The organism is Microbulbifer mangrovi, from assembly GCF_002009015.1.
Lineage (GTDB): Bacteria > Pseudomonadota > Gammaproteobacteria > Pseudomonadales > Cellvibrionaceae > Microbulbifer > Microbulbifer mangrovi.
Genome location: NZ_LZDE01000264.1, coordinates 1 through 19,476, shown reverse-complemented (window position 1 = coordinate 19,476; position 19,476 = coordinate 1). Strand labels below are relative to the sequence as shown.

General features: G+C 57.3%; 15 protein-coding genes. 3 read left to right on the top strand and 12 right to left on the bottom strand.

Annotated elements, in window-relative coordinates; genetic code table 11:
- The 4 genes from B4U49_RS05245 to selD form a co-directional block, all read right to left on the bottom strand.
- Positions 1 to 509 (bottom strand): ATP-binding cassette domain-containing protein (locus tag B4U49_RS05245; RefSeq protein WP_143735541.1); only part of this gene is annotated, 509 nt, incomplete at its 3' end.
- Positions 506 to 1,393, bottom strand: a complete 888-nt coding sequence (locus tag B4U49_RS05240; protein WP_078083524.1) for a putative selenate ABC transporter substrate-binding protein — start codon at positions 1,391 to 1,393, stop codon at positions 506 to 508. The genes B4U49_RS05245 and B4U49_RS05240, both read right to left, overlap by 4 nt.
- A 65-nt stretch (positions 1,394 to 1,458) precedes the next feature.
- A complete protein-coding gene (mnmH, locus tag B4U49_RS05235) occupies positions 1,459 to 2,571 on the bottom strand; it encodes a tRNA 2-selenouridine(34) synthase MnmH (protein WP_078083523.1) in 1,113 nt (370 codons plus the stop codon).
- Positions 2,568 to 3,638 (bottom strand): selenide, water dikinase SelD, encoded by a 1,071-nt coding sequence (gene selD / locus B4U49_RS05230; protein ID WP_078083522.1) that lies wholly within the window; start codon positions 3,636 to 3,638, stop codon positions 2,568 to 2,570. Before selD ends, mnmH begins: the two co-directional genes overlap by 4 nt.
- Before the next feature lie 248 nt (positions 3,639 to 3,886).
- On the opposite strand from selD, the gene B4U49_RS05225 reads away from it, so the two are divergent.
- The 3 genes from B4U49_RS05225 to B4U49_RS05215 all read left to right on the top strand — a co-directional run bounded on the left by B4U49_RS05225 (position 3,887) and on the right by B4U49_RS05215 (position 8,555).
- On the top strand, positions 3,887 to 5,956 hold the full coding sequence (locus B4U49_RS05225; RefSeq protein WP_078083521.1) for a protein-disulfide reductase DsbD family protein: 2,070 nt from the start codon (positions 3,887 to 3,889) through the stop codon (positions 5,954 to 5,956).
- 27 nt (positions 5,957 to 5,983) lie between these two features.
- Positions 5,984 to 6,616, top strand: coding sequence for a thioredoxin family protein (locus B4U49_RS05220; RefSeq protein WP_239692477.1), 633 nt, complete (start codon positions 5,984 to 5,986; stop codon positions 6,614 to 6,616).
- Between the two features lie 226 nt (positions 6,617 to 6,842).
- Complete coding sequence (locus B4U49_RS05215; RefSeq protein ID WP_078083520.1) at positions 6,843 to 8,555, top strand: glycoside hydrolase family 43 protein; 1,713 nt, start codon at positions 6,843 to 6,845, stop codon at positions 8,553 to 8,555.
- Between the two features lie 49 nt (positions 8,556 to 8,604).
- On the opposite strand, the gene B4U49_RS05210 is transcribed toward B4U49_RS05215, so the two are convergent.
- The 8 genes from B4U49_RS05210 to B4U49_RS05175 form a co-directional block, all read right to left on the bottom strand.
- Complete coding sequence (locus B4U49_RS05210; protein ID WP_078083519.1) at positions 8,605 to 9,693, bottom strand: AAA family ATPase; 1,089 nt, start codon at positions 9,691 to 9,693, stop codon at positions 8,605 to 8,607.
- 1 nt (position 9,694) lies between these two features.
- Entirely contained in the window at positions 9,695 to 10,285 is a 591-nt protein-coding gene (pnuC, locus tag B4U49_RS05205) for a nicotinamide riboside transporter PnuC (RefSeq protein ID WP_078083518.1), read from the bottom strand.
- A complete protein-coding gene (locus B4U49_RS05200) occupies positions 10,285 to 11,628 on the bottom strand; it encodes an AMP-binding protein (RefSeq protein ID WP_078083517.1) in 1,344 nt (447 codons plus the stop codon). Before B4U49_RS05200 ends, pnuC begins: the two co-directional genes overlap by 1 nt.
- Positions 11,625 to 12,209, bottom strand: coding sequence for a hypothetical protein (locus tag B4U49_RS05195; RefSeq protein WP_078083516.1), 585 nt, complete (start codon positions 12,207 to 12,209; stop codon positions 11,625 to 11,627). The genes B4U49_RS05200 and B4U49_RS05195 overlap by 4 nt, the downstream gene beginning before the upstream one ends.
- On the bottom strand, positions 12,206 to 13,981 hold the full coding sequence (locus B4U49_RS05190; RefSeq protein ID WP_078083515.1) for a VWA domain-containing protein: 1,776 nt from the start codon (positions 13,979 to 13,981) through the stop codon (positions 12,206 to 12,208). The genes B4U49_RS05195 and B4U49_RS05190 overlap by 4 nt, the downstream gene beginning before the upstream one ends.
- A complete protein-coding gene (locus tag B4U49_RS05185; protein WP_078083514.1) occupies positions 13,978 to 14,961 on the bottom strand; it encodes a hypothetical protein in 984 nt (327 codons plus the stop codon). The genes B4U49_RS05190 and B4U49_RS05185 overlap by 4 nt, the downstream gene beginning before the upstream one ends.
- Positions 14,958 to 16,538 (bottom strand): AAA family ATPase, encoded by a 1,581-nt coding sequence (locus B4U49_RS05180; RefSeq protein ID WP_078083513.1) that lies wholly within the window; start codon positions 16,536 to 16,538, stop codon positions 14,958 to 14,960. The genes B4U49_RS05185 and B4U49_RS05180 overlap by 4 nt, the downstream gene beginning before the upstream one ends.
- 344 nt (positions 16,539 to 16,882) lie before the next feature.
- On the bottom strand, positions 16,883 to 19,476 hold a 2,594-nt coding region (locus B4U49_RS05175), incomplete at its 5' end, for a glycoside hydrolase family 9 protein (protein ID WP_143735540.1).

Below are 19,476 nucleotides of genomic sequence, written 5' to 3'. Positions count from 1 at the left end.
GCGCGGGCGATGGCGACACGCTGCAATTGTCCTCCAGAAAGTTGATCACAGCGCTCGAATATTTTTTCCGCCAGATCCAGTTTCGCCAGGGTTGTGCGGATATTTGGAATATCCATGGGATAGATCAGGTTGAGCAATCCCTTCAATCGCGACCACTGGCCTGCGCGGCCCGCGGCGACGGCAGTCACCACACGCTGCCGCGGTGGCAGAGGAGGCGATTGTTGAATCAGACCGATTCGTGCGCGCAGTTTCTGGCGCACGCCACTGCTGATGGACCAGGGGGAAGTATTGAGAAGGCCGATCTCGCCGGTGTCGGGCTGCTGCGCGGTCGCCAGCAGGCGCAGCAGTGTGCTTTTACCGGCACCGGAAGGCCCGATTATCGCTACCTGCTCACCTTCATTGATGGCGAGCGTAATATTATCCAGCGCGGGCTTTACCTGAGCCTGGTTCTGGAGCGCGGTAGTGGCGCGCGTGAAGGTCACGCCGACACCGCGCAACGCGATATTCATTTCAGCAGGCCCACCGAGCGTGCCGCATCTTCAATGGACTGGTAGTTTTCCGGAGCCGTTTTGATAAACCGCTCTGCGGCCTGTAAATCGAGAATGGCCTTGTGTTCAGGGTTGGCCGGGTCCAGCGCCAGAAAAGCTGCCTTGATTTTTGCGCTTAGCGCCGGGGAGAGATCGCCACGCACTGTCCAGTTGTAATCGAAGTAGGGCGGGGTCGTGGCCAGTACCCGCACCTTATCGGTATCCACCTTGCCACTGGCTACCAGCTTGTCCCACACCGAGGCATTCAGCACGCCCGCATCCGCCTTGCCTGCCTGAACCCAGGCAGCGGTGGCGTCGTGGGCGCCGGAGTAGGCCACCCGACCAAAGAAAGTTTCCGGTTTGATACCGTCTTTGGCCATGAAATAACGTGGCATCAGGCTGCCGGAGGTGGAAGAGATGGAGCCAAAGACAAAGCTTTTGCCCTTCAGGTCCTGCAGGGTTTTTACTGCGGGGTCAGCGGTGATGAACTTACTGGTGAACTGACGATCCTGTTCCCGCTGTACCAGGGGTATGGCGTTACCGGTTTTCAGGCGCGCCTGTACAAAGGTGAACCCCCCGAGCCAGGCGAGGTCGACGCGGTCGGCCGCCAGGCTTTCCACCACCGCAGCATAGTCGGTCACCGGAATGAATTTCACCTGCAGTCCCAGCTGTTGTTCCAGATAAGTACCCAGTGGCTTGAACTTGCGCAGCAGTTCCGTGGGGGCTTCATCAGGAATTGCGGAGACACGCAGTATCTTCGGGCTGGATTCATCAGCGCTGGCGGTAGCACCGAACAGCAGGGTGAGGGGGAGCAGGCAAAGAGCAATAAGCGCCTTTGCCCAATGCTGAGGGGCACGATTAAACATGCGAGTTCTCCAGTTCAATAGTGGAAAAAACGATTAACGGATTGTCGGAAATAACCTAGCTTATTTTATTTCACTTGCGCGCGCAGATATTCCACCACTTCCTGCTGGTTGCCGCGGAATATAATCCGCGCCGCTTTCTTCTCCGCCTGGTACACGTACATGGGATCGTAGTAATCCCGCAGCAGCGCAGTGATCCAGTCGCGGTGGCGGTCCACGTTGCCATCGGCAACCTGCTGTTGCAGCGCCTCCTGCATGATGGTGTCCAGCTCCTTGTAGCGCTGGCCGCCGAGACGCTTGGTGATGTTGGCAAGATTCTGGCGCAGCGCCTGGGCAAAAGCCGTAGGCCCTTCTTCGGCACCGTGCAGGTTAACAAACTCCGCGCACAGGTCGACCACGTAATCCTTCAGGATCCGCTCGACGCGGCCTTCCAGGGTGTCGTCCAGCCATACCAGCGGATAGTTGCCCATGTCCTGATGCAGGGAAAGCGGCAAGGAGCAGCGGCCGATCAGGCGACTTTCGTCTTCCAGCACAAAGTGGCTTTGGCCCGCAGCACGGCGCTTGAGAAAATCCACCGCCAGCGCATTTTCAAACGCGATCTGTGGCGGCTGTGCGGTAGCCCGCTTGCCGAAGCTGGAGCCGCGATGGTTGGCGTGGCCCTCAAGGTCCACGGCATTGTCCAGCTGCATCAGCACTTCGGTTTTACCGGTACCGGTCATGCCGCCGACCAGGGTGAAACTGCATTCGCGCACGGCACTTTCGATTTCCTCGATCAGGAAGGTGCGCATCGCTTTGTAGCCGCCGGTAATCCTCGGATAGGGAACACCGGCTTCGTTGAGCCACTGCTGGCTGATCTGGGAGCGCAGGCCGCCGCGAAAACAGAATAGATACCCTTCCGGGTGGGCGCGGGCAAAGTCCGCCCAGGCATTGACCCGGGTCTCCTTGGTTTTGCCGCTGACCAGTGTATGGCCGAGGGCAATAGCGGCCTGTTGCCCCTGTTGCTTGTAGCAGGTGCCCACCTTCTGGCGTTCGATATCGGTCATCAGCGGCAGGTTAACCGCGTTGGGAAAAGAGCCTTTGTTGAATTCCACCGGCGCGCGGGTATCGATCATCGGTACGTCGTGCAGGAATATCTCGCGGAAATCGGCGCTATCGGGCCTCGGTTCTTTCGCTGCACTCATCGAACGGTCACCGCGAAATCGTGGCCGGCGTCTTCCCGGGATTTAAGCTCGCCGATCGGTGCCAGCTGCAGGCCCAGTTCCTGAGCGGCGGCGAGAAACTCTGCTTCACCTTCCTGGGTGACAGCGACCAGCAATCCGCCGCTGGTCTGCGGATCGCACAGCAACTGGTGCTGGCTATCTTCCTGCAGGCGAACCCGGTGCCCGTAGCTTTCAAAGTTGCGCCCGGTACCGCCGGGAATACAACCCTGCTCGAGATAGTGGGGCACGCTGGCAATCCGGGGCACGGCATTGAATTCGAGCTCGGCACACAGGCCGCTGCCGTCCGCCAGTTCCACCAGGTGGCCGAGCAGGCCGAAACCGGTGACGTCGGTCATCGCGGTGACGCCGGATTGCCGTGCGAAACGGCTGCCGGGGCGATTGAGCGTGCACATCAGATCGCGCGCCACACCGGCGTCTTCCGCACGCAGTTTGCCCTGCTTTTCTGCGGTGGTGAGTACACCGATGCCGAGGGGCTTGGTCAGATACAGTTTGCAGCCCGCGGTAGCGGTGTCATTGCGCTTCAGCAGGCGTTTTTCCACCACCCCGGTCACCGCCAGGCCGAAAATGGGTTCCGGGGCGTCGATGGAGTGGCCACCTGCCAGCGGGATGCCCGCGGCCTCGCACACGGCGCGACCGCCGCGGATCACTTCCCGCGCCACTTCCGGCGGCAGCACGTTTACTGGCCAGCCGAGAATAGCGATGGCCATTAGCGGGTCTGCCCCCATGGCATAGATGTCGCTAATGGCGTTGGTGGCGGCAATTCGGCCGAAGTCGTAGGGATCATCTACGATCGGCATAAAGAAATCAGTGGTAGACACTACCCCGCGCTCCTCGTCCAACGCGTACACGGCAGCATCATCGCGGGAGCTATTGCCCACCCAGAGGTTGGTATCTGCGAGCTGGGTGCCGCTGTCCGCGAGAATCTTGTCGAGCACCGCAGGCGCTATTTTACAGCCGCAGCCAGCACCGTGACTGTACTGGGTCAGGCGGATGGATTCGGCGGAAGCTACTGAAGAGTTACTGGACATGGGGGCCTTGTGCGTTGGCGGGTTGGAAGTCCCTGATTTTATCAGTGGTTGGCGTGTTTTTTCATCCGCGAAAGTGACCGCTGGAGTCCGCAGTACGGGCCGGCGCTGTCTGACTGCGCTTATTCTCTTTCTATCGCCCTCCCACCCCATTCCAGTTGCAGCCGCGGGGGTAATCCATTTGAATGACTGCAGAGTACATAAACGAATAGCGGGTGAAGTGCATTGGTTGCTGCAAAGTGGGGTGTCAGTTGTCTTTGAAATCCTTGTCGGTGTTTCTTCTGTCCTTTTTTCTCTGGGGCCTCGCCGGCGCAAGTTCTGCGGATGCCACACAGGAAACTGCCTCCGGCGATCACGTAAAAGTGCGCTGGCTGGCGCCGGATACCTTCGCCGATGCAACTGAAACCATCGGTTTCTATTTCGAGGTCGACCCCGGCTGGCATGTGTACTGGCGCAACGCCGGCGATTCCGGCGCCGCGCCGCGCTTCGATTTTGTCGGCGCCAGTGGCGATGTAGGGGAGATTCAGTGGCCATTTCCCGTACGGTTGCCCATCGAGCACCTGACCAACCTGGGTTATGCAGGCGACGTCGCCTATCTGTTGGCGGTAAAGCCCAACGCTTCGCGCATGGAGCTGGTGGTGAACCTCGAATGGCTGGTGTGCAAGGTGGATTGCATCCCCGGCTACGGCACCATGATCCTGTCGCGCCCTGTGGGGGATGCCGTACAGTGGTCGCCACAGGACAAGGCGCTGCGGGACCGGTTCGCCGCCCGGGTGCCTGGGGCCGCCGATGCCGGAAATTTCCCCTGGACCGTCGGCCAGGTTTCCGCCGCACCAGAGGGGGATTCCCTGCAACTGATTCTGGAAGCGGGCGAGAGCGCCAGGGAAAGGCCAGCGCCGAATGTCTTCCCCGTCGATGGCGGCTTGCTTACCGCCAAGGCGCCCCAGGTTGAGCAATCGGAAAACACCATCCGCTACACCTTCCAGCGGGTGCCCGGCGCGCCGGTGACCCCCGCCACTGGATTCGTTGTCAGCGACGGCGAGCGCGCCTGGCAGCTCGAGGATGTAGAAGTTCAGGCGCCGTCCTCCAGCGCACCGGCGTCGCAACCCGCGCCTGTCGACGGCGGTCAACCTTTGTGGCTGCTGGTTGTCGCCGCTATTGCCGGTGGTGCCATCCTCAATCTGATGCCCTGCGTATTCCCGGTATTGTCGATCAAACTGTTTGGCCTGATGGGGCCGGAGGCCGCGGCCTCGGGCCGTCTCAAGGAAGGCCTGCGCTACGCTGCGGGTGTGCTGGTGACTTTTGCTGCACTGGGTGCGCTGTTACTTATCCTGCGTGCGGGCGGTGCAGCCATTGGCTGGGGGTTCCAGCTGCAATCGGCGCCGGTGGTACTGGGGCTGATTCTGCTGTTCTGGGTAATGGCGCTGTCGTTCAGCGGCCTGTATGAATTCGGGCACCACCTGATGAACCTGGCGGGGAACAGCCGCGGTGGTGCGTTTGTGACCGGCGTATTGGCAGTGTTTGTCGCCGCGCCCTGCACCGGCCCATTTATGGGGGCCGCTCTGGGCGCGGCGACTCTGCTGCCGGCCTACGGTGCCATGGCAATTTTCCTCGGTTTGGGGGTGGGCCTGGCGCTGCCATTTGTGCTGCTGTGCGTCTTTCCCGCGCTGCTCAATCGTCTGCCCGCGCCGGGTCCCTGGATGGAGACACTGCGGCAGTTCCTTGCCTTCCCGCTCTATGCCACGGTGATCTGGCTGATGTGGGTGCTGGGTCGGTTGATTGGTGAAAGCGGCTGGCTGATCAGCGCCCTGCTAATGCTGGCAGTGGTGTTTGCCTTCTGGCTGGGCCGCCACCAGTTTCGGGGCAGTCGCTGGATTGCCTGGGCTCTGGTCCTCGCCGCGCTGGTGATGAGTTTTGGCGCGGTCAGTAAATTGCAGCAAAACGGTAGTGGCGTGAAAAGCGCACAGACCGAGTCTGAAGCTGGCTGGCAACCGTACAATCGCAATGCGATCAATCAGGCTCTGGCGCGCAACCAGGCCGTGTTTATCGACTACACCGCCGCCTGGTGTATTACCTGTCAGGTGAACAAAAAGCTGGTGCTGGAGTCCGAGGGCGTCGAGGCGTTGTTCCGGAAAAATGACGTATTTCTGGTGCGCGCAGACTGGACCGACCAGGATCCGGAAATAACCCGCGCACTGGGGGAGCTGGGAAGAAACTCGGTGCCGGTTTATGCGTGGTATGCCCCGGGGGAGCGCACGCCGGTATTACTGCCGCAGATACTGAAAGCAGAGATGATCGAAGCACTGTTCAACCCGGAATGATTTTTTCAACCAAGAGGATGCGTGATCGTGAATACACAAGGTATGAGTGGTAAACGTTTTTTCCGCAATGTGCTGAGTGGCGCTGCGCTGTTTGCACTACCCGCGCTGGCCATGGCTGTGGCGGTACCCGGAGAAAAAGCACCGGACTTCACTGAAGTAGACGCGGCAGGAGAGACCCGCAGCCTGGAGGATTACAAAGGCGAGTGGCTGGTGCTTGAGTGGTTCAACAAGGACTGCCCCTATGTGCGCAAACATTACGGCAGCGGCAATATGCAGGCACTGCAGAAGAAATACACCGATGCGGATATCAACTGGCTGACCGTGATTTCATCCGCCAAGGGCAAGCAGGGCTATCTGGAACCCGCGCAGGCGCAGGAGGTGGCCGCGAGTCACAAGCTGAATGCCAGCGCCCCGTTCCTGCTGGATACCGATGGCAGTATGGGCCGCGCTTACGGAGCCAAAACCACACCGCATATGTTCATCATCAACCCGAAGGGGGAGGTGGTCTACGCCGGTGCCATTGATGACAATGACTCGGCCAATCCCGCAGTGATCCCGGACTCCAATAATTACGTGGCCGCAGCCCTGGATGCTTCACTGGCGGGCAATGCAGTGGCTACGGCTTCTTCCCGCGCCTACGGATGTAGCGTTAAGTACTGATCGCCCTTGTCTCGGCTGGGCGGGCCGCTCGTCTACGTGCGGCCCGCTTCAATGAATTTCCGTTCCCGCCTCTTTTCCCGCTCCGGCGCATCCTTCACAGATTTCCCTGTCGTCTCTATCAACCCTTGAGGTTTTGGTATGACCAAAGATAAACTGGTCTGCCAGATTCTCACCGCCGATTCCGGCGCACTTCCAGTCCAGTAAAACGATAACGATGGGGTGATGTATGAAGTTGAATGTAAACGTTTGCAGTTTGATGGCGCCTGTTGCCATGATGACGCTGCTCGCCATTGGTTGCGCAGAACGCGGGAAAGGAGGCGCTGAGGGAGGCTCAAGTGCTGCGGTTGCCTCAACAGAGAGTGCCACTTCACTTTGGCAGGCCGACTTGGGCAACGGCCACTATCGGAACCCCATCCTGTACGCAGATTATTCCGATCCGGATGTGGTCGCGGTAGGCGATGAATTTTACATGACGGCCTCCAGCTTCAACGCTTCACCGGGCCTGCCGCTGCTGCACTCCACCGATCTGGTGAACTGGGAGCTGATTGACTACGTGGTGGACAAAAATGTCCCAGCGGAAACCTTTGCCAAACCGCAGCACGGCAATGGGATCTGGGCGCCGAATATCCGCTACCACGATGACAAGCTATGGATCTTTTTCCCCGATCCGGATCACGGTATCTACATGACCAATACCACCGACCCCAAACAGGGTTGGAGCGAGCCAAAACTGATCCTACCGGGCAAGGGCATTATCGACCCGACACCCATGTGGGATGACGACGGTCAGGCATACCTGCTGCACGGTTGGGCAAAGAGCCGTTCTGGAAAAAACAATATCCTGACGCTGCATAAAATGTCTGCCGACGGCACCCAGGTGGAAGCGGAAGGCGAGGTCGTCATCAACGGTCACGAGCTGGAAGGCTACCGCACCCTCGAGGGCCCCAAGTTTTACAAACGCGGTGAGTACTACTATGTGTTCGCGCCCGCGGGTGGGGTACCGGTGGGCTGGCAGTCGGTGTTCCGATCGAAAAATATTTATGGCCCCTATGAAGATCGAATCGTAATGGAGCAGGGGGACAGTATCACCAATGGCCCACACCAGGGTTCCTGGGTACACACCCCCGCCGGCGAAGACTGGTTTATCCACTTCCAGGCCCGCGGTCCCTACGGCCGTATCGTGCATTTGCAGCCGATGCAATGGAAAGATGGTTGGCCGGTGATCGGTGTGGATGAGGATGGCGATGGTGTGGGCAACCCGGTGACCAGTTACCGCAAACCTGAAGTGAGTAAGCCAAGCCCGGTAAAAACCCTGCCGTTTGCAGATGATTTCTCCAGTGACGAGCTGGCACAGCAGTGGCAGTGGAATGCCAACTATGAGGAAGATTGGTTCAGCCTGAGTGAACGCGAAGGCTATCTGCGTTTGTTCGCTCAGCAGAATGTCGATCCGGAGAACGACAACCTGTGGATGCAGCCTTCACTGTTACTACAAAAACTGCCGGCCCCGGAATTTATCCTGCAGACCACGCTGGAAATCCCCGAGTCGCTTGGTGAGGCCGAGGGCGGCCTGTTGATGTTTGGTGAAGATTACGCCTGGATTGGCTTCCGTAACTTGCCGGGTACTGGCGAAGTGGAAATCGGTGAGGTGAGTTGTCGCGATGCGCGCAAGGGGTGCACGGAACACTTCCAGCCACACACGCGAATCCAATCCGGTGAACTGACCCTGCGTATGACGGTAAGCCAGGGGGGGCAAACGGTGCTCAGCTACCAGAAAAAAAATGGTCGTTTCCGCGCGCTTGGAGAACTCTTCCAGTCCCGTCGCGGCCGCTGGGTTGGGGCCAAAGTTGGTTTGTTTATTCGCACCGAACATGAAGGACAGGTGCATGCGGAGAACTACATTGATGTAAAAGAGTTTCGATTTATTCCCCCCGTGGGCTGATCCTACGACGGACAGTTGACGTTATGACGGATTACCTGGATGTTTGCCGTCAACCGACTACAGGTGAATGCGCGCAATTGGAGCTTCTGGACTGAGGGACGAGCGTGTTTAACGCCTGTTGCACTCGGTTTTCGACATTTCCGCGCAGGATGGTGTAGGGAATGTTGCGAGCTGCCAGCTGTTGTTCATACCAGTACTGTTGGACATTTCTGAACTCGCTATCGCGCCGCGTGCCATCTTGCACAAAATCGAAATCAGCAGCGCACAAGAATACTTGTGCATATTGACGCTTCGCGAGTACGCGAAGCTCAGGTTCGCAACGATCAAACAACTCCAGTGAATAGAAATAGGTGGTGAGTGGGCTGCTGTCGCAGATTAGATAGCGTCGGGAAGATGCAGCGAGGTTATCTTCTCTCGCAATTTGCGTCTGCGCAATGTGCAGCATATCAGGGTAGATTAGATTCCCCCCTTTTTCTTCCCACAATTCTCTACCGTACTCTGCCACCCAGCGAGTATTAAGTGCGCTTGCAAGTGCCTCTGCCAGTGTGGTCTTTCCGGTTGATTCACCACCGAGAAGCGCGATGCGCTCGACAAAATCCGCATAGATCTCAGGAGCGAGAAATGTCCTCTGGCCATGAGGGTCTTTGCGTAGATCTGTGCCAGAGATCGGCACGACTTGGCGGGCTTTGTCGATACAACGATGGACAACAGCTTTAGAATCTTTTTCGCAGTCGCGAAAATACTGTGTCAGATATTCAGCGAATCCATCACCGTAATCCTCGCTGGTAAAAACGGCATCGGGGTAGTAGCGCAAGAGATTTTTACAAACCCAGCCTACAAAGTGTCGCGACTCCAGTTCGGGCGCATCGTTCGCTGGTAACGGTAGTGCATGCAGATTGGATTCTTTGGCTACTGCTTGTAAGTGATCTTCGTCCAATACCAGCGATTTTAAATGTGCAAAACGCCTTCTCAGCCAGGACTGGCGGCGGTGACGATCGCAGCCTGGAAGTTCCGGATTACTCCAGCTGAGCAGGACTACCTCATCGCACTCTGCTTCTGCCTGTCGGATTAAGTATTCATGACCCAAGTGCAGGGGACTGAACTTTCCTACTATCAGGCCGCGTTTGAAGGTCTTCATGTCAGGCCGTGCCCGCAATCACTGAGCCAAATTTTTCGCTGGATACCATCTGGCTTCGCCAGTAACGATAGGCGATGATCGCGTTTATCCAGTAAACACCGTATAAAAATGCTGTTAGATAGAGTCCGCGACTGGCGAACAATGGTATGGCAATGGTATTGACCAGCAGCCAGAATAGCCAGCACTCAAGCCGGCGTTGCATCAGTAACCATTGGCCGATGACGCTGAAGACCAGAATTCCCGAATCGAGAAAGGGCGCGTAGGCGTCGGTAAAATAGTGCAGCAAGTACCCATAGGTCGCAGTAACCAGAATACCTATTGGTGCCAGCAGCGCGATTTTCCGCGGACCAGCCCGGCTGATCGGCTTTTCACGGCCTTGCTCACCATAGAGCCATTGCCACCAACCAAATCCACTGGCACCAATAAAAAATAGCTGTAGTACTGCGTCGGCATACAACTTCGCCTGATAAAACAGCATACAGAACAATATGCAGCCTATGATCCCTATCCACCAGGTATGTATACTATTTCGGCCGGCGAGCAGAATCGAAATGGTTGTTGTCGCGCTGGCAGCGATTTCCAGGATTGTCATTAGATAGCCGCACCTTCAAGGTTACTGGTGTACTGTAAAACTTTGTCTTCACTGTCAATGGTGCCGACTGTTATGTCTGGTGTTTCGAACAAGGCCTGTAAAGATTGACGCGCTGATTCAGCATACATCATAGAAGCGGGCGCCAGCCGCAGGTGCAGTGTTGCGTCGTGGTTCTGGTGTAGGGCGAACTGGGCCAGGGGCAAGTGCTGTAGTGCATGAGTAATATCAATATTGTTTAGCCAGTGCCCACTGGCACTGCGGAACCGCACCGGCTTGCGGCCAGATAGATCTGCCAGTAATGGGCCTTCGTTCGTGAAATGCAGTGCAGCAAAGTCACCGGTTCGGTAACGTACTAACGGTAGGCAGAAATTAAAACCACCGGTCAGGGTGATTTCTCCACGTTCCCCCGTGGCTACGGGCTGCCCCTGCGGGTCGAGAACTTCTATGTACAGGTCCGGTTGCAGCAGGAGGTGGCCATTGAGCTCTCTATCGTACACTCCTATTGGGCCAGCTTCATTCATGGAGTAGATGTCGAGCACGGGTGCGGAAAAGTGGTCTTCGAGCGTTGCGCGCATTCCGTTTGAGAGCATCATGCCCACTGATATGAGTGCGCGCGGGCGAGCTTTCAGGGGCAAGGTAAGCAGTTCGGCAAACGATAATGGGTCGCCGGTATAGACCTCGGGATTCAGGTCATCCAAGTATGCGGCACGATCCGCTGGGTCGCGCCAGTCATTGGGGTGCAAGTTGATCTTGGCGAGTCCGGACTCACCCATTTGTGGCGTTACCGACACGTAGGTGAAGCAGCGTTGTTGGAAGCCGACCAGGACCACCCCGACCTGTTGAGGCCCGGGGGTTAATTCGATACCAATACGGCGCAAGGCGCGGCGGTGAAAGCTCAGATAGCTTGCGGCAACCCGCGGATGCGAGGGCAATAGTAAAGGGTTGCCGCTGGTGCCGGTTGTGCGGAAGTTCATAAGGCGCTCAGTTGGCACGCTGTCGGGTACGAAAGCCGCGATATCACGACTAAAGTCGGCACGACTCACCGGTTCAATATCGGCAAACCGGGGTGTGGCCCCCTGTGCGCGATAGTACGGTACTTCATGCCAGGCTCGCGCTATGAAGGAGTCCAGCCAATCAGGCGGCTGTTGTGTGCTCCATTCCGGTCGACGGCAGGCTTCCTGCTGCTCGAAAGCCTCTAGCGCAATCAGGTCTTCGACCTGCAGGCGGTTTCCACTCTGGTTCCGATAATGGGGAGCTTGTGGATGTTCGCGCAGAAATTGCAGCATTCGACAGCCATCTTCACTTAAGGTCGGGTAGCGCTCGGTGTCGAAATAGCCTGTCATTCTCTGGTCCACTTATCCGCGGATTCTTCCGCCGCTTTGCGGGCAAGCGCTTCGCGGATTTCGCGGGCTCGGCGTTCAGCTGCCTGGCTTTCTTTCAGGAGGCGCTGCCGTTCGATGCTAGATAGTGCACTCAAGCGGTCGCTTGCCTGGGCTTCGCTTTCTCCCTCGGGGCGGTAACCGAGTCGCGCTAGCACAAAGCGGGAGAATTCCTCGCGTCGCTCGGTGTCATGCAGACATTTGTCTACTTGGCTGGATTTCGCCAGTTCCGCCATGTCTTTTTCTAACAGGGACAACAGGCTAGCGCCGGTAAGCCGGGCATGATGAACCCACTCCGCATCGAGCAACCATAAACTCAGGGCGACCAGCTGAAGGTGCTTGCGGTCTGCTTTGTCGTTCCTGCTGTCGAAACTTGTCAACTCCGCTGAGCTGACACGATATCCGGCGCGCCGTAGGCGGTCGGCAACTAGTGCGGCGACTTCGAGGCGGCCCCTATTGCCAATACGTGGTTCGTCCAGGAAATCTGCGGGGCACTCAGTAATTCGTTGTAGAACGGATTGTAATGGTGGTCCGGTCATTTTCATGCGCGCTCTCCGTAATGACGCCGGCTGAATTCACGCGCGAAGTCGACTAGTTGTGCGAGGTCATTGACCATGTGGATGTGCCAGCCCTGTTCACTGTGGGCCTTCTGTAGATCTCTACTACATTGGGTATCGCTGGAACGCCAGTCCTGCCAGAGGTTCAGCGCCATGGTTCCTCCCGCGCGGCCGCGTTGCAGCGCTTGCGCGGCGACCTCCCAGCCGCTGTTACCACGCTCATCTTCACTGAACATTGTGGTAATACCGTCATCAGAAATATGCAGGATGTGACAATCTCGCTCATGCTCTCCACGAGAGCTGAAGGTATCGCGCAGTTTGTGAATCGGAAAGGCGGTGGCTCCGCCAAAATGACCCGTGAGAATACGCAAGATCGCTTCCTCGTCTCGAACAAATCCATGCGTACTGATGAACTGGTTCTTGCCGCTCCACAGGGTTGCCTGAACCCGGGAGCCACTGCGCAGGGCGGAAAGGCAGATCACCGCTCCGGCCAATGCCATATACGAGATACGTTGTTGCGGATTGGGCATAGACCCTGAGCTGTCTACATAAATGTCGAGGTCCATTGGTTTGGTGTCTGGTTCGGGGCCGGGTGCTGTTCCATAGTGCCGCTTCATGGTGGTTACACCGGGCACAGGTTGGGGAGAGAGGCTAAGGCTGGCAAGCCAGTCGATTTCCTCCAGGGCATCGCCGAGCTCCCAGGCTTCCAGTCCTTCCATCTGCTGTTCCAGGCTTTGGAATGCCTTTTTCTTTGGAAAGGGAATCAAGTAGGGCAGCGCCGCCTCGCGATAATAGCGTACGGCCATGTCGCTATTAGAAAGCTTGAGACCGGCGGCACGTAGTATCTCCCCGTACTCGAACGGCTCGCGACGTTGCCCACGACTGGGTAGCTTTTCTTCGGTCAGAGAGGGGGCTGGTTTATCGGTATCGTTGTCGCCGGTGATATTGTCGTTAATGAGCGGATCCTCGACCGGATGGATCGGGTCCTGCAATTCATTATCGTCATAGTCGACGAGCCCACTTGGTTCACAATCGATACCCGCCTCGCGCGTATCGTGCAGGTGTTCCAGCGTCGCTGCTTCCTCTTCCGCTGCCGCGTGCAGGTAGGGCAGTAAAAGCGCCGCGAATCTGGCACCGCCGGTGAGCCAGTCATTGGCGTACACGCGCACGAGTCGTGCGCCGAGCCAGGCGTGGGTTTCAAATAGAGGATCTTCTATTTCGATACCAAGCGTGCCGCGTTCGAGCGTCCACAGGTGCTCGTAAATCCGCATGTAAAGAGCCCAAACACCGGGCTTGGTGATCCGCTGCTGGCCGCGCACGAGCTTTTGGTAAATCGCGTGCATCCGTAAAGTACCCTGACGTTGCAAACGGTCATTGATGAGCAGATCTGTATAGAGATTGGCGACCACTGCCGCGTGTTTTTCCAGGGTCGGTAGCCCCTTGCGAATACAGGCGAGCAAGCGGAAATGATCGCTGGCGTTTGCCGGTGCCAAAACATGGTGGCCGATTTCGTGAGCGAGGACTTCTATCGCGTACCCCTCTAGGCCGAGCTTGCGCACGGCTTCCAGGTCAACCACTACACTTTGGTCCGCGAGACGAATCATGGCGAAGGAAGTACTCAGGCCCTCCTTTGCGGCAGCCACGGTGGACGTGCACAAACGGGGATCAGATAGCCGTGTGAACTGACTCCACACCGCCAGCGCTTGGGGCCAGGCCTTCTGCCAGTGGCCAAGCAAGTCTGACGTGACGGTACTTGTCATGTGAGGGGCACCACACCAATCGAGAAACTGTAGGGAGAAAATACGGCAACGCTGTGTTCGTTCCAGGCGAGCTGCACATCGTCGTGGCAGAAGTTGTGCTCGAACTGCCCGCGTGGAGTACGCAGGTACCTATCATACAGTTTGGGCGCGTGCGAAACTGCCGCTTTATAGTGTGACGCGGCAACGTATTCCTCGACACTGGCAGGTATTAGAGCCTCTCCAAAGCTGTCGACAAGCAGGAGAAAGTAGCGATTTTCACTTTTTACCAGAAAACCCTGTTCGCAGGCGCGCACGATTGGTGGCGCGGGGAACTGGCCTCCATAGCCGTTAAATTTACCGATTTCGCGTATTGTGGAAGTGGAGTCTGCAGGGGTAAGCGCCCATGGGTTGCTTTCGAGCGCACTTAATTGTGTGGCCAGCGCAGGTGTTTCGGGTAATCCGAGCATCGCTTGTGCTATAGCTGGCAGTGCTGCGGCGATTCGCAGTGCGGCTGGACGAAACTGTGCGCCCCCGGAGCGCCAGGCAGCAAGAAGGCCGATATCGGTTAACTCTTCGGCCGATGCTAGCGGACCCAGCTCTCGTAATATTTGCAACCACTGAACAGGGCGGGCGCCCTGGGCCTCGAGGTTCAGTAGCGCGTTACATAATGCAGAAACTAGTGGTGCAGGTTGGGGGGGCAAGATTCCGGTCAGTGCAGGGATCACCTCCCTCCATAATTTATCGAGTAGCAAGCCGCGTCTATGTGCTCCGCAGAGCTCACGGCCTACGAGGTCGAGTGCCACGTCGAATGTCGCGTTGGTAATTCCGACCCGGCACTCATCGTTGGCAGCTGCCACGATTGGATCAACGTTGTGCGTAAGAAAGCGGTTGAACAGCTCGGGGTCGAACTTCGGGTAGCGGCGGCGGGCCTCTGCTACACGCGTATTAAATTCAAGCCGGCCGGCACGCAGCACTTCGGCAAACTCTGGGCTGATAGTCATTTCTGGGATCGCAGCCAATATAGATAATTCGTATAACGCTGATGCAGATATTTGAGCTTCAGCAGGTCGTCGTAGAGATGGCCGTAGAGTTTTCTGCCCTTGCACCATTCGGCAACCAGACGCTCGATCTTGCCGATACGGGTTCGTGCCTCGCTCTCACTGACGGACTCCAGGCCGAGACTAAACTCTTGTTGCAGTTTTTCCACGGGGTCTTCCTGATCGAGCCCAAGCCTTTCGTACTCGGCGTTGGAAAGATCAAAGAGCTGGCGTAGCCAGCTGATACTGTCGCTGCGATAGGCTGCGTTCTGGGGTTGGGAAAAGAAGGGGGCATCGAGGTCAGGGCGCAGTTTGTCGTTGAGTACGAAGGGCAAGATTTGACGTAGGTCTTCCAGTTCCACCGTACTGTTGCCGCGAAAGTAGGCGAGCGCCTTGGCGTAGATGAGTACGGTCATCAGGTTGCGAACCGAGAGCCCATTCAGGGTCTGGCAGCCCAGATCCTTAAGGCGATCACGCCCGTTGTCCGATGCAACCAGCTGTGCCCAATCGACCGCTGACAATCGCGCGGTGTCCTTGGTCATGTACTCAAATTGCGCGCCGGCAGTTTCTGACAGCTCAAACTGACTGGTGAAAAATTCCAGACGTCGGCGCAGTGGAGCCGGCAACTCCACTTGCAGGATCTCTTTGTTGATCTGGTCAATTTCCGCTTCGCTAAACACGATCTCCTTCGGCACCAGCTCCTCCGGGCGGATGCCCTCTTCGATGCGCACCAGAAGATCACCCAGAAAACGTGGATTGAATGCCAATGCCTGTACGATGACATCAATACGGTCTCGGAGCGCTTCAATTACCTGGTAGGTACCACCGCCTTGATCGTCATTTGCGGTCAGGTACCAGGCTGAATCCGGGCACTCGTACACGTGATTCAATACTTCAGCATAATTGTCCCCCATCACCGTCAGCAGAGCACTTTGGGTTCGGGTAGGTATACGGTTGTATTCATCAATGATTTTCACTCGCATACCGAGCCAGTTTCGCCAGGCAATGCGAATATCTTCCATGCGCTGTGCGCCGACCAGATCGGCCGGGAGCGGGTTGCCAAGTAAGTCAGCAATTGTCATTTGCGGGTGACCGTGCTGCATGGCTCTACGCACTTCTTTGACGGGGTAGCCAGCCAGTACGCCCATCAAAATTGCGCTTGCGGTCTTGCCCCGTCCTGGCCCCCCGACAAACAGGCATTTGCGTCGGGTGGCGAAAGTCAGTAGTGGCAGCAGCACATAGCTGGAATAGCTTTGTGCGGATGGGAGGGTGAGTCGGCGCTTGCTATCGCCAACGATGAAGCTATGGGGAGGTGTATCGTTGTATTCGATATCGTAGTGAGGGCTAATAATCGCTGAGTTGACGATCCAGAAATATGCCTGGCGCAGCTTTTCGTCGAGCGCGACGCCTGGTCCTGTTGTGTCGAATTCACTTTGAAGTGGACCTTGATAGAGGTCGGCAACATCGAAGTTGCGTTTGCGCGGATTGCCTTTGGGATTGGTTGGCGCCTTTGAAACGCGCTTAAAAAGATCGAACGGCATCGACTCTCCCTATGGATTGTTATCGCTTCCCCTGAAAATGATCGCTTTAGCATTGCTGCTGGATACACCTGTAGCCGGATAGCTGCCTGCTCCTGTTGATCACCATGGGTACGTTATACCACATGAGTCGATGGTACTTTTTATCCGAATTCTCGTTTTCCATTCAACGAAAAGCGGCCAAAGACTGGCTCTTTAAAGGCGGGAACAGCTGGTAACCACTGGTGAGCAGGACGCTCGGCCCAACGGCGTTCAGGCTGGTGGTTAAGAATTGCGCTGTATAACCCCACCACGCCTTGTGGGGGCGTGGTGGGGTTTTGGATATTCAAGTGGGTAAGGCAAGGAGGTTAGTGGCTACTGCACTCCGGGAGTGAAAAGCTGCCACTGTGGCCACCTTGGAACCCGAGCACGGTAGAACCGCCTGGTTGCAGCCCGCCATTCCACGGCGCGTTGGATACCGATACCTCACGACCGTCCGGCGACAGGCTGAATTCACCGCTCCAGCCATTCACCAGAGTGATGGGCTCTGCAAAGGTGAGGGTGATTTCCCAGCTCTGTACGGCTTCATTGCCATCATTGGTTACGGTGACGTTGTTAAGTACAAAGCCGTTATTCCAGGTATCTGCGCTGATAGCTTCACAGGTTACTCCATCGCCACCGCCGCTGGATTCAGCCTCCACGGTAATGGAAATACTGTCGGCCGCAGTCAGCTCCGCACCATCCTCTACTGCGCGCAGTTCAATCTGGTGATTGCCCAGAGCGGGGGCGGGGATTATCAGATCGGTGGCACCGCTGCCGCTTGTGGTTAGTAGGCCATCGAGGTACAGGTTGACGCCGTCTGCAAACTGCAGGGTGTACTGCACGGTAATGTCCTGGCCTTCCGCGAAGGTGCTGCCATTGGATGGCGAAGTGATGCTTACCGCGGGGAGGGGTGGGGATTCCACATTAATGGTTACCGTCGCAGCGGGGGAGACTGCACCGCCGTTGTCGGTAACACTGTAAGTGAAATCGTCACTGCCAAAGAAACCGGCGTCCGGTGTGTACAGTAACTCGGAACCGCTGCCACTCAGGCTGCCATTGGCCGGGCTTGTTTCGACGTTGTACGCGGTAATGCTGCCGTCGCTGTCTGTACCGGACAGGGTCACCATTACCTGGGATTCAAAGCCGGTCTGGACATTCACATCGTTCGCGGTCGGTGCGCAGTTGATACCGGAATCACCACCACAGCCTTCGCCGGGTTCCTGCCCCCAGATCAGATTGCCGTCGTCATACAGTGCGATTAGCGGGGCCTGCTCGCGGCTGCTGCCGTAGTTGTCCCAGGATGGATCGTTGTTTGGATCCCAGGGCAAACCCTCGGGAACCGCCACCCGGAACTGGACCTCCTTCTTACTCTCCGACTGACCGCCGGGATAGATATCCACACCGGCGAACGAGACTTCGACATAGTAAATATTATCTGCGGGATCGCCCCACGGGTGCGGTCCGCTGAAGCCGCTGGCCTGGCTGTAGGCGCTGGAGAGCTGCAGGTTGCTGGCGGAATAGCCCGCATCCACCAGTTCGGAAATATCGATCCAGTAGCGCAGGCTCAGGTTATCGGTGAGCCGCGCCGGCCAGGCGCTGCGATTGTGCGGCCGCGCGCTGATTTCCGTATGGCGCGGGCCACTGGAATTCAGTTTGGCGTCGACAAAAAATTCTGTGTCGCGGTTTTCCGGCGCTGGAAAACTGTCTTCGGGTATCGGGTTGCCACCGAAGTCGAGCCACAACCTTGCCAGTGCTCCTGTGAAGCCCGCGTTGTAATCGGTGGCGACTTCGTTCAGCACATAATCGCCTCGGTCATTCTGGAAGTTGTCACTGGTATCCGGGCCTCCGACCAGTGCACCGACCAGGGTGTGCCGGTTATCCACAGGGTCGGAAAGGCTGTCGTTCCAGGAACCGTGCGCAGTGCGATGATGGGGGGAGGTCGGAGAGATTAGACCGTAACCGATCTGGTAACTCATATTCATCGGGTTGTCGCCCAGCAGATATTCCATCTGCCCTACGGCAAAATCGTAATAGGTTTGTGCCCGGGGATTGCCTGGATCCTTGCTGTTCAGGTAATCCGAATAGATCAGCGCGATAAACGAAGTATTGGATGTGTAGCGGGCCGCGCCCCACTGGTCAAGGTGCGCGAGGCCGCCTGGAGTATAGGAAACCCGATTGCCGTTGTAGCCGGTCGTCCAGAAATCCAGCCAGCGCTCTGCATCGGCACGATACTGGGGATTGTCCGTGAGTTGTGACATCAACACGTAACTGCCATAACTCTTGTCATCCCAGGCGTGGGTCCACTTGTAGGATCGGGTGGTGGATTGCTGCTCTGTGGATAAGTTGTCGTAGTAGTTGTTGGCCTTGTCGAGGTAGGCTTGATTGCCGGTCGCGCGATACAGCCACGCTGCACCCCACACCAGTTCGTCGTTATAGCCACTCCAGGAGTTATAGTAACTGGTGGCATCGGTGATGCAGTCACTGTACTTGCCGCGGTAATTGTCTGCAAAGCTGTAAAGCTGCTCCGCGTGCTGCAACAGATTATTGGCATAGGCTGAATCTGTTGGCTCGAATACCATTGCCATTGCTGCCAGCGCCGCCGCGGTCTCACCGGCCAGGTCTGACCCGGGACAGCTCGCATCCACCTTGTAGGAAGGGCGCGCCATCGGCATCACCTCCGCCGAACCCCACCAGGCGTGATCGGCACCGCCATTACCCACCTGTCCCCAGAGTTCATTGGGTGCGGTGTGCGCTTTGACAAAATAATCGGCGACAAAGCGCAGGTTATTCTGGATATGTTCCAGCTGGCCAGTCTGCGCGTAGGCTTCTCGGTTCTCCACCACGCCCCAGGCCAACATGGTGGCGCTGGCGGCCATCGGAAAACCGAACTTGACGTGGTCACCGGCGTCGTACCAGCCAC

Bases quoted from the DNA above. Each gene is read 5' to 3' on its own strand.
- B4U49_RS05210 (WP_078083519.1), bottom strand. From the start codon at position 9,693: ATGAAGACCTTCAAACGCGGCCTGATAGTAGGAAAGTTCAGTCCCCTG.
- mnmH (WP_078083523.1), bottom strand. From the start codon at position 2,571: ATGAGTGCAGCGAAAGAACCGAGGCCCGATAGCGCCGATTTCCGCGAG.
- B4U49_RS05200 (WP_078083517.1), bottom strand. From the start codon at position 11,628: ATGACAGGCTATTTCGACACCGAGCGCTACCCGACCTTAAGTGAAGAT.
- B4U49_RS05185 (WP_078083514.1), bottom strand. From the start codon at position 14,961: ATGACTATCAGCCCAGAGTTTGCCGAAGTGCTGCGTGCCGGCCGGCTT.
- selD (WP_078083522.1), bottom strand. From the start codon at position 3,638: ATGTCCAGTAACTCTTCAGTAGCTTCCGCCGAATCCATCCGCCTGACC.
- pnuC (WP_078083518.1), bottom strand. From the start codon at position 10,285: ATGACAATCCTGGAAATCGCTGCCAGCGCGACAACAACCATTTCGATT.
- B4U49_RS05240 (WP_078083524.1), bottom strand. From the start codon at position 1,393: ATGTTTAATCGTGCCCCTCAGCATTGGGCAAAGGCGCTTATTGCTCTT.
- B4U49_RS05195 (WP_078083516.1), bottom strand. From the start codon at position 12,209: ATGAAAATGACCGGACCACCATTACAATCCGTTCTACAACGAATTACT.
- B4U49_RS05190 (WP_078083515.1), bottom strand. From the start codon at position 13,981: ATGACAAGTACCGTCACGTCAGACTTGCTTGGCCACTGGCAGAAGGCC.
- B4U49_RS05180 (WP_078083513.1), bottom strand. From the start codon at position 16,538: ATGCCGTTCGATCTTTTTAAGCGCGTTTCAAAGGCGCCAACCAATCCC.
- B4U49_RS05215 (WP_078083520.1), top strand. From the start codon at position 6,843: ATGAAGTTGAATGTAAACGTTTGCAGTTTGATGGCGCCTGTTGCCATG.